Source organism: Ideonella livida (genome assembly GCF_010499455.1).
GTDB classification, from domain to species: domain Bacteria; phylum Pseudomonadota; class Gammaproteobacteria; order Burkholderiales; family Burkholderiaceae_C; genus Ideonella; species Ideonella livida.
In genome coordinates this window covers 14,894-29,596 of record NZ_JAAGOH010000026.1, presented here as the reverse complement: position 1 = coordinate 29,596, position 14,703 = coordinate 14,894, and the positions used below count along the sequence as shown (strand labels likewise).

The 14,703-nt window shown below is 71.3% G+C and carries 9 protein-coding genes; 3 read left to right on the top strand and 6 right to left on the bottom strand.

Features of this window, described 5'->3' with window-relative positions; genetic code table 11:
* Positions 1-12 precede the first annotated feature (12 nt).
* Together G3A44_RS24155 and G3A44_RS17630 are read right to left on the bottom strand one after the other, a co-directional pair.
* Positions 13-1,848: a diguanylate cyclase domain-containing protein gene (locus tag G3A44_RS24155; RefSeq protein WP_163459071.1), complete on the bottom strand. Its 1,836-nt coding sequence runs from the start codon at positions 1,846-1,848 to the stop codon at positions 13-15.
* A gap of 203 nt (positions 1,849-2,051) precedes the next feature.
* Positions 2,052-4,169 carry an ATP-dependent helicase gene (locus tag G3A44_RS17630; protein ID WP_163459070.1) on the bottom strand — a complete coding sequence of 706 codons (2,118 nt, stop codon included), beginning with the start codon at positions 4,167-4,169 and terminating at the stop codon, positions 2,052-2,054.
* Positions 4,170-4,315: 146 nt separating this feature from the next.
* Between G3A44_RS17630 and G3A44_RS17625 the strand changes: the two genes are divergently transcribed.
* Positions 4,316-5,281, top strand: coding sequence for an HD-GYP domain-containing protein (locus tag G3A44_RS17625; protein ID WP_163459069.1), 966 nt, complete (start codon positions 4,316-4,318; stop codon positions 5,279-5,281).
* A gap of 27 nt (positions 5,282-5,308) precedes the next feature.
* Here G3A44_RS17625 and G3A44_RS17620 read toward each other — a convergent pair whose 3' ends face one another.
* The gene (locus tag G3A44_RS17620) at positions 5,309-7,120 is read right to left on the bottom strand and encodes an acetate--CoA ligase (RefSeq protein ID WP_163459068.1); all 1,812 of its coding nucleotides are present in this window, start codon (positions 7,118-7,120) and stop codon (positions 5,309-5,311) included.
* A gap of 101 nt (positions 7,121-7,221) precedes the next feature.
* Positions 7,222-8,451 carry a glycerophosphodiester phosphodiesterase family protein gene (locus G3A44_RS17615; RefSeq protein ID WP_163459067.1) on the bottom strand — a complete coding sequence of 410 codons (1,230 nt, stop codon included), beginning with the start codon at positions 8,449-8,451 and terminating at the stop codon, positions 7,222-7,224.
* Positions 8,452-8,677: 226 nt separating this feature from the next.
* Here G3A44_RS17615 and G3A44_RS17610 point away from each other — a divergent pair, with 226 nt between their 5' ends.
* Together G3A44_RS17610 and G3A44_RS17605 are read left to right on the top strand one after the other, a co-directional pair.
* Entirely contained in the window at positions 8,678-10,603 is a 1,926-nt protein-coding gene (locus G3A44_RS17610; protein WP_163459066.1) for a PhoX family protein, read from the top strand.
* A 167-nt stretch (positions 10,604-10,770) separates the two neighbouring features.
* Positions 10,771-11,931 carry a hypothetical protein gene (locus G3A44_RS17605; protein WP_163459065.1) on the top strand — a complete coding sequence of 387 codons (1,161 nt, stop codon included), beginning with the start codon at positions 10,771-10,773 and terminating at the stop codon, positions 11,929-11,931.
* A gap of 54 nt (positions 11,932-11,985) precedes the next feature.
* Here the strand turns inward: G3A44_RS17605 and G3A44_RS17600 are convergent, their stop codons facing one another.
* Together G3A44_RS17600 and G3A44_RS17595 are read right to left on the bottom strand one after the other, a co-directional pair.
* Positions 11,986-13,557 carry a methyl-accepting chemotaxis protein gene (locus G3A44_RS17600; protein ID WP_163459064.1) on the bottom strand — a complete coding sequence of 524 codons (1,572 nt, stop codon included), beginning with the start codon at positions 13,555-13,557 and terminating at the stop codon, positions 11,986-11,988.
* Positions 13,558-13,629: 72 nt separating this feature from the next.
* Entirely contained in the window at positions 13,630-14,646 is a 1,017-nt protein-coding gene (locus tag G3A44_RS17595; RefSeq protein WP_163459063.1) for a phosphatase PAP2 family protein, read from the bottom strand.
* Positions 14,647-14,703: the final 57 nt, after the last annotated feature.

Genomic DNA, 14,703 nt, shown 5'->3' with positions numbered 1-14,703 from the left:
GGTGCCAAGGCCTCAGGCTGCGGCGCCCCGGCGCCCCTGTTTGTCCAGGTACATCTGCGCATCGCCCTCACGCAGCAATTGCTCGGGCGTTTCCTCAGCCCCCAGGAACAGGCGCAGGCCCACGCTGGCGCCGCCCAGGTGCAGGCGACCCTGCCCCAGGTCATGGGGCTCGGCCAGGGCCTGTTGCAGCTTGGTCCTGAGCTGCTCGGCAGCCTGTCGGGCGGCGTCCAGGTCGCCGCCCAGCCCCTGGCAGACGACAACGAACTCGTCGCCGCCCAGCCGGGCCACGGTGTCGGTGTCGCGCAGCAGGTCCTTGAGGCGGCGTGCCACCTGGCACAGCACCTCGTCACCCGCCTCATGACCCAGCCGGTCTTTGAGGCCCTTGAACCGGTCCAGATCCACGAAGAGCAGGCCCGCCCACTGCCGGCGCCGCCGGCTGTGCAGCTGGGCCTGGCGCAGCCGCTCCATCAGCAGGCGCCGATTGGGCAGGCGGGTGAGGGGATCGTGGAAGGCCAGCTCGCGCAGCTCCTGCTCCAGCCGCCGTTGCTGGGTCACATCGCGGGCGATGTGTGCCACCCCGATCAGCTCGCCATCGCCATCGCGCAGCGGCGAGATGCTCACCGAGACCCGCACCGCCTGGCCGTCCTGGCGCAGCCGCTCGGTCTCGAAGGGCTGAACCGGTTCGCCCCGCCGCACCCGGTCCAGCAGGTGGTCCTCTTGGGCCTGAAGGTCCTCGGGGTACAGGCGGTGCAGGGTCTGGCCCACCATCTGTGCCTCGGTGTAGCCGAAGATGGCCTCGGCCCCCCGGTTCCAGCTGGTGATGCGCCCACCCAGCGTCTTGGTGATGATGGCATCGGCAGAAGAGCTGGCGATGGCCTGCTGGTGTTGCCAGGCCGCGTCCAGCTCACGCCGCGAGCGGCGGAACAGCGCCACCGCGCTGATCACCGCCAGCAGCCACGCCGCGCCGGCCACACCCACCAGGGCCAGCTCGGTGCCGGACCAAGCGCCGGGCGCCAGCCGCCGCTCCACCCCCACCAACAGCAGCAGGGGAAAGTCGGGCAAGCGCTGGTAGACGTTGCTGCGGACGACGCCATCCATGGCGGTCGGAGCGGTGAAGGCACCTTGCTGCGGCTGGGCCAGCAAGGCCTGCTGCAGCTCGGCGGACACTTTGCGGCTGCCCAGGGCGGACAGGCCCTCGGGCGGCAAGGGCTGGCGGTAGACCAGGGCCAGGTCCGCGGTGCGGATGGTGGCGGCCCCGCCATCCCCCAGGTCCACCTGGCTGAGCCCGGCGTCAAAGGCCTCGACCGACAGGGCCAAGGTGAGCCAGCCGCTGGCCGGATCGTCCTGGCGCAGGGGGCGGCTCAGCAGCAGCACCCAAGGCGCCGAAGGTTCGCCGCCGGTGGCCACGGCGCCCGGGGACGGGTCGGAAGCTGCCGTCGGCTGCAGGGGCAAGGGCCCGGCCAGGTAAAGGCCCTGGGAGGAGATGCCGATAGGGGTGGGCAAAGGCCCCGGAAAATCGCCCTGGGAGGACCACAGCGTCTGGCCGGGCGCCCGCACCGACGGGCGCCACTGCCACAGCAGCATTTCCGGCAGGAGTCGGCGGTAGTTCTGCCATGGCGCGCGCAAGGCCCCACGGCGCGCGGCCTCGGGATCCTGCTGGGCATCGGCTACAGCGGTCTGCAGCAGCAGGTCGGCACGCACCAGCACGTCACGCACCCGGGCCTCCAGCAGGCCGTTGAGGCTGTGCATCTGGGCCAGCATGCGTTCCTGCTGACGGGCGCGCTCACCGCGCACCGCCGAGACAGCCAACCCCAGGATCAGCCCTCCCACCAGGGCGCAAACGGCCACATAGGCCCAGACCTGAGGGCCACCGTGCCGCGGTGTCCGCGGGCCCGCAGACATCGCCCTGCCCTTTTGCTGCGCCACGGACATCCAGCCTCCGCATCTGGGGGTGCGGCCCACATCGGGCGCACCGCTGTCCAGCATAACAATGGTGCGTCGGCACATGCCGGTTTCTTGTCCTGTACGTCCCCGGTGTCAAGCCTGCGGGCTCATCCGCTCCCGGACGGGCCGCCGGCCTCAGGCGCCGCCCAACGCTGGCGCAGACGCGCCTTCAGGTCCACCACCGCCTGCGGCGGCGGCGTGCCGGGGGCCGACTTCAGGCCCTGGGGCCCGGGATGGTCGAACAGTGGCATCAGGGACTCGGGCAGGAAGCGGCTGCGCCCGGCCAGCAGGTGGCGGTCGCCCAGCCGGCTTTGTTGGGTGACGTGGAAACGCCGCGGCACCATCAGGCTCAGGTGCTGCCGGGCGCGGGTCATGGCCACATACAGCAGGCGCCGCTCCTCTTCCAGATCCACCGGGCTGCCGGTGGACAGGTCCGCGGGCAGGCAGCCGTCCACCACCCGCAGCACGGTCACTGCCGGCCACTCCTGGCCCTTGGCCGAATGGATGGTGGACAGGATGAGGTAGTCCTCGTCCTTCAGGGGCGGGCCGGATTCGTCGCTGGAGGCCTCGGGCGGGTCCAGCGCCAGCTCGGTGAGGAAGGCGTCACGTCCGCGGCTGCCACGGGCCAGCACGGCCAGCTGCTGCAGGTCCAGGGCACGCGGCACCGCCTGCTCATACAGGCGCTCCAGATGCGGCTGGAACCACTCGAGCACCAGCGACAGCTCCTGCGGCCAGGGTGGAGGGCGCAGGGCCAGGCGCAGCATCAGCCCGCGCAGGTCCTCGAACACCAGACGCACCGCCGGTGGCGACTCATAGCGCCGCAGCGCCGCCCAGGGGTCCGAGGCCGCCTGCAGGGCGTCCACCAGCGTGCGGGCCCGGGCCGGTCCCATGCCAGGCAGCAGCTGCACCACACGGAAGGCGGCCAGGCGGCTGCGGGGATTGGCCGCCCAGCGCAGCACCGCCAGGGCATCCTTGACGTGGGCCGCCTCCAGAAAGCGCAGGCCGCCAAACTTGACGAAGGGAATCCGCCGACGCGCCAGCTCCAGCTCCAGCGCGGCGCTGTGGTGCCCGGTGCGAAACAGCACGGCCTGCTGTTTCAAGCGCAGGCCTTCCTCGCGCCGGCGCAGCACGGCGTCGGCCACCCAACGGGCCTCGGCGGCCTCGTCGTCCACATTGACCACCTCGGGTCGGGCACTGCTGGTCTGGTCGCTCCAGAGGGTCTTGGGCAGGCGGTCCGCGGCCAGCGCCATCACGGCGTTGGCCGCCTCCAGGATGGGCTGGGTGCTGCGGTAATTGCGCTCCAGGGCCACGGTGGCGGCCGCCGGCTCAAAGCGCCGGGCAAAGCGCAGGATGTTGTCCACCGAAGCCGCCCGGAAGCCGTAGATGGCCTGGGCGTCATCGCCCACCACGGTCAGCCCCCGTCCCTGGGGGGAGAGCCGCTCCAGCAGGCGGGCCTGCAGGCGGTTGGTGTCCTGGTACTCGTCGACCAGCACCTGGTCAAAGCGCGCGGCCACCTGTGCGCCCAGCGTCGGGTCGGCCATCAGCATGTCCCAATAGAGGAGCAGGTCGTCGTAGTCGAGCAGGTGCTGGGCGTGCTTGGCGGCTTCATACGCCTGCATCAGGCGCCCCAGTTCGGGGACGACCTCGACGCACCAGGGGAAGTGCTCAGCCACCAGGGCCGGCAGCGCGTCCAGCGGCAGTGCGCTGTTGACCAGGCGCGAATAGACGGCCAGACAGGTGCCCTTGAGCGGAAAGCGCGTGCGGCCCTGCTCGCCGGCCTGGTCCAGTCCCAGGTCCTGGCGGACCCAAGCCATCAGGTCCTCGGCATCGGCGCGGTCCAGCACGGTGAAGTGCTCATCCAGCCCCAGCTGGGGGGCCAGCTCGCGCAGCAGGCGAGCACCAATGCTGTGGAAGGTGCCTGCCCAAGGGAGCTGGGGCACCGCGGCGGTGGGCGGCAGGCCCAGGGCCTGGTGCAGCAGGCGGCCGGCGCGCTGCTGCATCTCCACCGCAGCGCGGCGGGAGAACGTCAGCAGCAGCAGGCGGTGCGGCGCCGCCCCGTCGGCCACCAGGGCCGCCACCCGGGCGGCCAGGGTCATGGTCTTGCCGGTGCCGGCGCCGGCCAGCACCAGCAAGGGTCCACCCCGGTGGTCCACGGCGGCCTGCTGTTGCGGGTTCAGGACCAGCGCGCCAGGCCGGGGTGCGCATGCTGCCGACTGGATGTTCATCCAGTGCAAGCATACCCGGTGCGCGGTGGCTCGCACAGGGGGCTCATCGCGCCCGCCCGGGGGCGTGCAGGGCCGGGGGGCCGCTGGCTCAAGCCCCCGCCAGCGCGGACGATAGACACGCTTTGGCCTTCCCGTCGCCCTGCGCCATGACCACACCCGCTATCCCCCAAGCCGGCAGCAGTCCCGTCCTGGCCCCGCCCCTGCAGCGCTGGCAAGCGTGGCAGGCCCTGGGCCATGACCTGGAAAGCCTGCTGCTCCAGCCCCGGGCCCAGCCCGACTTCCTGAGCCGTATCCAGGCGCTGGCCCGCACGCTGGACCGGCTGATGGTGGAGGACGACAACTTGGGCGTCTTCGAGGCCATCCGCATCAGCCCGGACAAGCTGGCGCGCTACGGTGTGCTGCATTCGCTGCACACCGCCGTGGTGGCCTGGCTGGTGGCCAGCCGCAAAGAGTGGAGCGTGGAGCGCCGGCGGGTGCTGGTGCAGGCGGCGCTGACCATGAACATCGCCGTGACCTCCCTGCAGACCACGCTGGCCCTGCAGCCGGGCGGCATGCAGCCAGGGCAGCAGGCCCAGATGCGCCAGCATCCCCTGGAAGGCATGCGGCTGCTGCAGAGCCTGGGGGTGGGCGATGAGGAGTGGCTGGACGCTGTGGCCCAGCACCATGAGCAGCCCAAGGGCAAGGGCTACCCGATGGGCCTGGAAACCTGCAGCGAGATGGCCGACGTGCTGCGGACCTGCGATGTGTTCTGCGCCAAGATGAGTCCGCGTGCGGGCCGGGTGGCCCTGCTGAGCCCCACAGCGGCCGCGGCCATCTTCCGTCACCGCAGCGCCAATTATTTCGGTGCCACCGTCGTCACCACCTTGGGCCTGTACCCGCCGGGCAGCCTGGTGGCACTGGGCTCGGGCGAGCAGGCCATGGTGCTGCGGCGCACCCCCAACCCGCATGGGCCCCTGGTGGCCATGCTGACCGACCCCTCCGGCCAGCCGCTGCCGGCGCCTCAGCCCGCCGTGGCGGGCACGGCCCGGGTGGCCAAGGTGCGGGGACCGGGCCAGGACGCGGGCCTGGCCGGCCTGTTCCCGCCGGAGGTGGTGCTGGCCGCCAGCGCCTGAGGCTGCGCGACCCTGCCTGCCGCCTGCTCAGCCGCCCGGCTGCCCCTGCCGGGCCCGCTCCTCCTCCCGCAGGCGCAGCACCCGGCGCTGCACCTTGCCGGTCGTGGTCATGGGCAGGGCATTGATGAACTCGATCTCCTTGGGGTATTCATAGGGCGCCAGGCGCCCACGCACATGGGCCTGCAGCGCTGCCACCAGGTCGGCGTCAGGCAGGTGGCCGGGGGCCAGCACCACATAGGCCTTGACCAGCGCGCCCCGCTCCGCATCGGGCTTGGGCACCACGGCGGCATTGGCCACCGCCGGATGCAGCACCAGGCAGTTCTCCACTTCACTGGGGCCGATGCGGTAGCCGGCGGCCTTGAAGACATCGTCGCTACGGCCCTGGTACCAGAGGTAGCCGTCCTCGTCCATGACCGCGGTGTCGCCGGTGCGGCACCAGCTGTCGGCCGGGTCGCCGGTGTACTTGGCGCGGGTGGCGTCCTCGCGCCCCCAGTAGCCCAGGAAGAACACCGGATCGGGCTGGCCGTGGACATCGCGGCGGTGCACCGCCACGTCGCCGGGTGTGCCGCGCGGGCACTCCTGCCCGGCGTCGTCGATCACCGCCACCCGGTGTCCCGGGTAGGCCCGGCCCATGCTGCCCGGCCGAGCGGGCCAGCCGCCGCCGCCGTGGGCAAAGGGATGGCCGTCGGCGCCCAGCCCCTGGTGGCCGTTGCCCACCACGTAGTTGATCTCGGTCTGGCCGAACATCTCGTTGGGCGTGACCCCCAACGCCTGCCGGCACCACTGGAAGACGGCATCGCCCACCGCCTCCCCGGCGCTCATGATGGCGCGCAGGCCCAGCGCATAACGTTCCCCCGGGCGGGGCACGGCCTTCATCATGGCCTTGAGGGCGGTGGGAAACAAAAAGGTGTGGGTGACCCGGTGCCGGGCCATCAGGTCAAAGGCCGTCTCCGGGCTGAAGCGCCCCCGGTACGCGACGATGGGCAGGGCGAAGTACAGGCTGGGCAGCAGCGCATCCATCAGGCCGCCGGTCCAGGCCCAGTCGGCCGGGCTCCAGAACACCGCGTCGGCCGGCACACCGCCCGGCCCCATGGGCACGCGAGGCGGGCGTCCCGGATCACCGCGCAGCAGGTTCTGGCTGCAGACAAAGCCGCTGAGGTTGCCGATGAGCGCCCGGTGCGGGATCAGCGCCCCCTTGGGCGGGCCGGTGGTGCCGCTGGTGTAGATGAGCACGGCCGCCTCGTCGGCCTTGGTGCGCACGGCGGTGAAGTGGTCGGACTGTGCCGCCAGCGCGCTGCTCCAGTCCAGCTCCTGCGGGTCGCGGGTCTGGCCGTCGACCAGCAGCAGGTGGCGCAGGCCGGGGCAGTCGGCCCGGGCGGCGCGCAAGGCGCCCACCGTGGCGCCGTCGGCAATGGCCACCCGAGCGCCGCTGTCCTGCAGCCGGAAGGCCAGGGCCTCCGGGCCGAAGAGCTGGGACAGCGGCATGGAGACGGCGCCGAGCTGGTGGATGGCCACATGGGCCACGGCCGCCTGGGGCCGCTGGGGCAGCACCACCGCCACCCGGTCTCCCCGCCCCACGCCCAGCGCCCGCAACACCCGCGACAGCCGGTTGGCCTGGGCCTGCAGCTCGCCAAAGCGCAGCAGGCGCACCCGGCCACCCAGGCTCTCCTCACGGATGGCCACCCGCTGCGGGTGCTGTCGGGCCCAACGGCCGCAGCAGGCCTGGGCGATGTTGAAGTGTTCGGGCACCTGCCAGCGGAAGTCGGCGTGCAGGGCAGCGTAGCGGTCTTCAGGGGCGGCGTCCGCCAGGGGCGCGCCGGGACGGTGAACATGGGCCATGCCCCAGTGTGGCCCAGCCCGCGGGGGGCGGGAGCCCCCGTTTCCCCCAAGGCCAAGGGTCGGCCGGCAGGCGCAGCCCCGCGGGCCGCGCCTGCCGCCGCTCAGGGCAGACCCTTGCAGTTGGCGTAGAAGCTCACCGTGGCCGGCCAGTCGCTGAAGATGCCGATGACCCCCACCTCGCGCGCCAGCACATCGATCACGTTCATCACGTCCCCTTCGCGGGTGATCGCGCTGTCGATGGTCTGGAAATAGAAGCCGTTGTTGCCATCGGCCAGCACCCCGCTGCGCTCCAGGGTCCAGGTGATGAGCTTGAGGCCGGCGGCGCGGGCGTCCTTGGCGGCCTGCGAAGGCACGATGCGGCCCTGGGCGTTGGTGGTCAGCAAGGCAAAGGTCGGCGGTGCCCAGATGTGGATGCCCGCACGCTTGTAGGCCTTGAGCTGTTCGCGGGTGGGCAGGTCGGCCACGGTGTTGGCGTCATCCAGGAACACGGCCTGCTGGCCGTAGGCCGGGTTGTGCTGGATCCAGTGGAGCACGTCCGGCTGGTGGAAGGACTGCGGGAAGACATCGGACGGCGGCACGCCCGCGGCGCGGTATTCGTCGATCAGCTTCTGGGCGTAGGCCTCCTGGGTGAAGCCGTCGAAAGGCATGGCCACCACCGGGTACTTCAGCTCCGGCGTCATCTTCACGCCCAGGCGCTTGAACAGCGCGATGCTCTCGGCATGGGTCATCAAGGTGCCGCTGCTGGGGCCGGCGTACAGGTCAGTGCGGAAGGACGGGGTGCCGCCCAGGTACTCGGCCACGGTACGAGCCGCCGGATTGGAGGCGTCCATCTTCCCGCGCAGGGTTCGGAACTCGGCCAGGGTGATGTCGCTGGTGCGGCACTCGGCCCGGGCCGGCGTCAGCAGCTTGCCGGTGGCATCGAAGGTGGCCGGCTCAAAAGGCGTGGTGCACTTGGCCGCCAGCGGGGTGGCCAGGATGTTGGTGGTGGTGTGCAGGTCGTTCTGGGCATGGCGGCACACCAGCTCCTTGTCCTTGGTGAAGGCCACGTCGCACTCCAGGATGCCGGCGCCGGAGCGGGCCGCCGCCAGGTAGGACTCGCGGGTGTGCTCCGGGAACTGCAGCGGGGCGCCACGGTGGCCGATGGCCAAGTCGCGGCGGGTGTACTGCTGCGTCTGGCGCGCACAGGCCCGCAGCTCCTGGCGCAGCAGGCTGGGCGCCATGTCGTCGACCAGGAAGAAAGGGCGCGGGCCCAGCTGGGCGGGGGCGGCCAGCAGCGGGCCGGTCAGGGCGGCCAGCAGCAGGCCGGAGAACGTTTGGCGAAGCAGCGACATCGTGGACTCCAGGGCGGGGTGGGGCGGGTATGAACGTGATGAAAATCACGATTCACCCGCCAGGCACGGTAGGAGCGGGGGATGAATCCGGCATGTCAGGCGCCGTGGCCGTTTGGCACCCTGCCGGGGGCATGGCCTTGTCACCGTCCCTTCATGCCCTCGGCCCAACATCCGCGCAACGCGGCCGCGGGCGCCCCCTGCCCGACCCCCACCCCACGGAGCCACGATGTCCAAGCCCTTCGACACCCTCGAACACTCCAACCCCGGGCAGACGCCCTGCCTGGAGGCGGTGTCCGCCCCGGCGCGGCGCCAGCTCCTGCAAGGGGGGCTGGGGGCCGCCCTGTCCGGCCTGCTGGGCACCTGGGGCCTGGCGGGCTGCGCCAGCCCGGCTGCCAGCGCCGCCGCCTCCGATGGCCCCTTGCTGGGCTTCCAGAGCGTGCCGATGCGTGCGCAGGACAGCGTGAGCGTGCCGCCGGGCTACCGCGCCCAGGTGCTCTACCGCTGGGGCGACCCTACCGGCCTGGCCGCCGGACAACCGGCCTTTCAGCCGGACGCCGGCAACAACGCGGCCGACCAGGCGCTGCAAGCCGGCATGCACCATGACGGCATGGCCTTCTTTGCGCTGGCCGGCTCGGCGCGGGGCCTGCTGGCCCTGAACCACGAGTACGTGGACGACGGCCTGCTGCACACCGACGGCATGAAGACCTGGAACGCTGACAAGGTGGCCAAGAGCATGGCCGCACACGGCGTCTCGGTCATTGAGGTGGAGCGCGACGGTGCAGGCTGGCGCACGGTGCTGCCCTCGCGCTACGCCCGCCGCATCACCGCCACCACGCCCATGCGGCTGAGCGGCCCGGCCGCCGGCCATCCGCTGCTGCGCACCACGGCCGACCCCAGCGGCACCCAGGTGCTGGGCACCTTCAACAACTGCGCCAACGGCCAGACCCCCTGGGGCACCTACCTCACCTGTGAAGAAAACTTCGTCAACTACTTCGAGGGGCCGGACACGCCCGACGCCCACCAGAAGCGCTGGGGACTGAAGAAGGGCAATGGCGCCCTGTACCGCTGGCACGAGCACGAGCCCCGCTTTGACGCCCGCCGCGAGCCCCACGAGTTCAACCGCCACGGCTGGGTGGTGGAGATCGACCCGCTGGACCCGCAGAGCGTGCCGGTCAAGCGCACCGCGCTGGGCCGTGCCGCCCACGAAGGGGCCACCGTGGTCCCGCTGGCCGACGGCCGGGTGGCCGTCTACATGGGCGAGGACGCCCGCTTCGAGTACCTCTACCGCTTCGTGAGTCGCGACCGGGTGCGCCCCGGCGGCCTGGCCGCCAACCGGGAGCTGCTCGACCACGGCACCTTGTCCGTGGCCCGTTTTGACGCCGACGGTCGCGGTGTCTGGCTGCCGCTGGTGCACGGCCAGGGGCCGCTGACCACCGCACAGGGCTTTGACAGCCAGGGCGAAGTGCTGATCAAGACCCGCCAGGCCAGCGACCTGCTGGGGGCCACCCGCATGGACCGACCGGAGTGGACCGCCGTGGACCCGGCCACCGGCACGGTGTTCTGCACACTGACCAACAACAGCAGCCGCGGCGTCAAGGACGCACCGGGCGTGGACGCCGCCAACCCGCGTGCCCAGAACACCATGGGCCAGATCATCAGCTGGCAGGAGGACGGCGGCCTGGGGGGGACCACCTTCCGCTGGCGCCACCTGGTGCTGGCGGGAGACCCCACGCTGGCCCGCGCCGACGCCCGGGGCAACGTCCAGGGCGATGCCTTCGGCAGCCCCGACGGGCTCTGGGTCGATCCACGCGGCGTGATCTGGATCCAGACCGATGCCTCCACCAGCACCCTGGGCCGGGGCGACTATGCCAACCTGCCCAACAACCAGATGCTGGCCTGCCACCCGGCCACCGGTGAGGTGCGCCGCTTCCTCGTCGGCCCGCATGGCTGTGAGGTGACGGGCATCGCCGCCACCCCGGACCTGCGCACGATGTTCGTCAATATCCAGCACCCGGGAGAGCCGTCCAGCGAACGCTCCGACCCGGACCAGCCGCTCAAGGTTTCACGCTGGCCGGACGGCCCGCTGGCCGGGCGACCGCGGTCGGCCACGGTGGTGATCACCAAGGACGATGGGGGCGTGATCGGCACCTGAGGGTGCCACCGCCCGCCCCCAGCGCCGCAGGGACTTGCCAAGCCGGGTCATAGGCCGAGGGACGAGCTGTTTGCCGCCCGCACGCTGCGTACCCCACTACAGGCTGGGCCCCAGACTTGCCGCATGTCCGCGGCGGCGATGCTCCGCCCAGACTCCGGAGCTTGCCCATGTCCGCCCTTGCCCCCTCTGCTGCCGCCTTTGGCAAGCCCGTTGCAGCCTGCGCAGACGATGGCCTGCCGTCGCCGTGGCGAGCCCAGCTCCCCCGGCAAGGGGCCTTAGCACTGGTGCTCAGCCTGATGTTGGCGCTGAGCGGCTGCGGTGGTGGTGGTGGCGACGACGACGGCGGCCTGAAGCTGCGGGAACTGCCGCTGCAGGGCGCCCCCGGTGCCCCAGGGCAGTACGCCGCCCGCTCGCCCGGGGGCCACTACCACCTGCTGAGCAACCCCAGCATCGTGGGCAGCCAGTTCCGCCTGCCGCCGGGCGGCACCAGCTGGGAGGCGGTCACGCCCGACATGCGCAGCTTCAGCGCCCCACAGCCCGACCACCGCGTCTACGGCCAGAGCACCTACGGTCAACTGAGCCGCCTGGACGACACCGGCTGGACCCCGCTGCTGCCGGCGCCGGCGGCGGGCACCGTGATCTACCTGGGCAAACGTCTGGATGGCCAGCATGTGGCCTACAGCCGCGAGACGAGCACCGGCGTGGGGGTGTTCTACGCCGCGCCTGAAGGGGGCGGTTGGTCACTGCTGGGCTCGGCCCCCCTGCCCTGGGCCGGCATCCGTCCGGTGCACATGACCGCCACCGGCCGCCTGCTGACCTGGGAAGACCGTCGCGGCCTGGTGGAGGTGGACCCCGTGGCCCACACCACCACGGTCATCGCCGGCTGCGATGCCCCGTCGATGTCCGAAGGCTGCGCCACCTTCCGCTACGGCCTGCCCGACCGCAGCGGCCACTACTACTGGCTCAATCTGACCGATCTCACGGGCTTTCAAATCGAGCTGTGGCGGCTGCCCGCCGGCAGCGCCACCCCAGAGCGCGTGGCCGGGCCGCGCATGCCCAGCCTGCCGCGTTCGGTGGACGGCGCCTCCAATGCCTATGGCGGCCCCACGTCGCTGTATGCAGACCGCCGCGGGCGGATCTGGCTGTCCCTGCGGTGGGGAAACAACAGCGCGGCCGACGCCAACTACCTCTACCGGACTGAGGGCGGCGACTGGCGCCTGCTCAGCAAGGATGCGCCCCGCAACGCGCAGTTCTTTGGTGAAGGAGACCTGCCCGGCCTGATGGCGATCTCGCTGTACGGCGCCGTACGCGTCTACCAGGCGGAATGAGGTACACGCGCGGCCGCCACATGCTGAGACGGGCGGTCCGGTCAATCGGGACAGTCAATCGGCGTGTTCCCCCTGCCCCTGCAGCCTGAAACGCGCCACCGACTGCACCAACCCGTCGGCCTGCCCATGCAGACTCATCGTCGCCGAGGCGGCCTGCTCCACCATCACCGCGTTCTGCTGCGTAGCAGCGTTGAGGTTGTCGATGGAGACGCCCATCTGTGCCACGCCGGCATTCTGCTGCAGGCTCGCGTCGCTGATCTGCACCACCCGCTCATTGACCTGCTGGATGGCCCGCACGATATCGCCCATGGCGGCGCCGGCGGCCTCCACCAGCGCCCCGCCCCGCTCCACCCGCTCACTGCTGTCGTGCATGAGCCGCTTGATCTCCCGTGCGGCCTCGGCGCTGCGCCCGGCCAGCATGCGCACCTCGGACGCCACCACGGCAAAGCCCTTACCCGCCTCGCCGGCGCGGGCCGCCTCCACCGCCGCGTTGAGCGCCAGGATGTTGGTCTGGAAGGCGATACCGTCAATCACGCCCAGGATGTCCCCCACGCGCCGGGACGCGTCCTGAATGCCCTGCATGGTACCCACCACCTGCCCCACCACCTCACCGCCGCGGCTGGCCATGGCGGAGGCCTGCTGGGTCAGACTGCACACTTGGCGGGCGTTGTCGGCGCTGGCGTTCAGGGTGCAGTGCAGCTCTTCCATGATGGCGGCCGTCTCCTGCACCGCGCCGGCCTGTGACTCGGTGCGGATCTTCAGCTCGCGATTGCCCGTGGCAATCTGCTCCGACGCCACCGCCACCTGCTGTGCATCCCGCTGCACATGCTGCACCATGGTCGCCAGCTCCTGCTGCATGGCCTGCAGCGCACGCCCCAGGTCGGTCAACTCGTCCGCGCCAGCCACGTCCACCGGCGCCGCCAGATCCCCCCCGGCCACCTGCTGCACCGCGCGCACGGCGCGGCGCAGGGGCTCCAGCACCGTGGCGGCCAACAGCCCGGCCAGGCCCAGCACGGCCGCCAGCAGCAGTCCACCGGCCAGCAGGGATCCCTGCCGGCTCTGCGCCACCATCTGTTCAAACGCCGCCATGTCGGCCAGCGCCATCGCCGTCGCCTGGCGCACCGTCTCGTCCACCCCCGCTCGGTGCTCGGCGTACTGCCGCTGCAACTCGGGCAGGCCCGCCCGCAGCTGGGTCAGGGCCTGCTCTTCAGGCAAGGCCAGCAGCTGGGCCACGCCGTCCATAAAGGCCAGCCCTGCGCGGTGCTGCGCGCCCAGCAGGCTGGTCTCCAGGCCATGGGGCGGATGCTCACGCCAAAACGTGGCCCGCGCCTCGTACTCCTGGCGCAGCCGGGCCACCTCGGTGCGCCCCTGCGCCAAGGGCAGGCTGCCTTCAGCCACCTGCGAGACCACCAGTCGCATCTCCACCAGGTACAGCGGCGGCGGCAGGATGTCGGCCACCACGTCCTTGGAGACGAACACCCGCTGACTCAGCACGGTCAGGCCCTGGCCAAGCCAAAGCGCCAGGCCCAGGCCCAGCAGCACCGCCAGGCCGCCCAGCCCGCCCAACCAGAACAAACGGGTGCGGATGCGCCACCGGCGCATCCAACCCTGCACACCGTGAAACATGGGACCACTCCCTCCCGCCTTCACCCTCTTGGCGCTTTCGGCCTGAGCGGAAAGGAGTTGAGCCCCTGCGGCTCAGAACTCGAGATGGGGCTTCAGACTCGGGAGGTTCTCCTGCTGTTCATTTTGTTGCCTCGCCACCTTCTGGAGACAGGTCTTCCAGTCATCGTTTTGCTTGAGCATCTCAAACACCCGCTCCGCCAACATGAACCCCGCGTTGGCATCCATGGGGTAATGGACGCCGGCGATGACGCGGTTGAAGGCCACTGTTTCGACCGCGTTCACCAGGCGGGCCCAATCACCTCGGCCGGCGGCCTTCAGCAACAGGGCCGCCAGGTAGGCCGCAGCGGCATGACCAGCGGGGTAGCTGGGATGCGCCGGCATGGCGATGACGGTGGCCGGAGTGCTATGGCCGTCCTGCCAGAAGGGTCGCGCCAGGTTGAAATGCGCCTTGGCATAGAACAGCACCGGCCGCATGGCCTGCAACGAGCGCCACAAATATTCGGCCATGGGCGCCTGCTCCGGCGCATGCGGCTGCACCCCGGCGACCGCCAGCACCGGGGCAATCGCATCCCACACGCTGCCGTTCTGGGCCAGGATGGCCGGCGTTGCCCCCGCGCGGTGGCATCTCGCCTGGCGAACCGCGCCCTCCTGTGCGGACTTGTTCTGCCTCCCGAGCAGCTCCTTCAGCGGCTCCACGATGCACTTCCAGTCGGCAGCGGGGCCCAAGAACTCCGGCTGCCGCTTGACCTCGTCCCGGTACGCCTCGCCCCAGGCCGCCCAGCCGCCAAAAAGGCCCCATGTCCCATCGTTCCCCAACTCGGGCTCCCTCGGCAGCGCCACCTCGTCCGGGTCGCGGCGGGTGGAGCGCGGCACACGCAGGCGGCCGCGGAACTCGACCGGCCACCAGGCCATGGCGCCGGCGCGCCAGGCCCGCCCTTCCTCGGTGTCGATCCACGCCAGCGCCATGACCTTGTCCTGGGGCTTGTGCTTGGCACGTGCTGAGTCGTCGGTGTCGGTTCCGCCTCCGTCCCAGTCGTCGCTCTCCGTCACCTTTTTGCTTTGCACCATGGGCATCACGTCCACTTGCATGCCCGGCGGCAGGCCCATGGGAAAGGCCTGGGGCAAGCTCCACCAGCCGTCGACGCT

Bases quoted from the DNA above. Each gene is read 5' to 3' on its own strand.
- G3A44_RS17630 (WP_163459070.1), bottom strand. From the start codon at position 4,169: ATGAACATCCAGTCGGCAGCATGCGCACCCCGGCCTGGCGCGCTGGTC.
- G3A44_RS17625 (WP_163459069.1), top strand. From the start codon at position 4,316: ATGACCACACCCGCTATCCCCCAAGCCGGCAGCAGTCCCGTCCTGGCC.
- G3A44_RS17620 (WP_163459068.1), bottom strand. From the start codon at position 7,120: ATGGCCCATGTTCACCGTCCCGGCGCGCCCCTGGCGGACGCCGCCCCT.
- G3A44_RS17615 (WP_163459067.1), bottom strand. From the start codon at position 8,451: ATGTCGCTGCTTCGCCAAACGTTCTCCGGCCTGCTGCTGGCCGCCCTG.
- G3A44_RS17610 (WP_163459066.1), top strand. From the start codon at position 8,678: ATGTCCAAGCCCTTCGACACCCTCGAACACTCCAACCCCGGGCAGACG.
- G3A44_RS17605 (WP_163459065.1), top strand. From the start codon at position 10,771: ATGTCCGCCCTTGCCCCCTCTGCTGCCGCCTTTGGCAAGCCCGTTGCA.
- G3A44_RS17600 (WP_163459064.1), bottom strand. From the start codon at position 13,557: ATGTTTCACGGTGTGCAGGGTTGGATGCGCCGGTGGCGCATCCGCACC.
- G3A44_RS17595 (WP_163459063.1), bottom strand. From the start codon at position 14,646: ATGCAAGTGGACGTGATGCCCATGGTGCAAAGCAAAAAGGTGACGGAG.